Origin of the sequence: Pseudarthrobacter siccitolerans, assembly GCF_001046895.1 — a bacterium.
GTDB classification, from domain to species: domain Bacteria; phylum Actinomycetota; class Actinomycetes; order Actinomycetales; family Micrococcaceae; genus Arthrobacter; species Arthrobacter siccitolerans.
This window is the reverse complement of the sequence record NZ_CAQI01000011.1, coordinates 1-267: the sequence shown is the minus strand read 5'-3', so window position 1 is coordinate 267 and position 267 is coordinate 1. Positions and strand designations below refer to the sequence as shown.

Sequence of the window (267 nt, the reverse complement as noted above, 5' to 3'; positions counted from 1 at the left end):
CTGCTTGCGTCCACTATGTGGTTCCCAAACAACAAACCAAACGTTGCTTGCGGAACAAACACAATTGAATAACAACACCACAATGTTGTAACCACCAACAGGTTTCCCACCCCCAGGCACAAACAGCCCTGGCGGGGCGGGTGAAAAGGTTACGGCGGTCATAGCGTGGGGGAAACGCCCGGTCCCATTCCGAACCCGGAAGCTAAGACCCACAGCGCCGATGGTACTGCACCCGGGAGGGTGTGGGAGAGTAGGTCACCGCCGGAC

At 57.3% G+C, this 267-nt stretch carries 1 rRNA gene; it reads left to right on the top strand.

The features are described from left to right. Window positions 1-150 precede the first annotated feature (150 nt). Window positions 151-267: ribosomal RNA gene (gene rrf / locus ARTSIC4J27_RS00060) — 5S ribosomal RNA — on the top strand.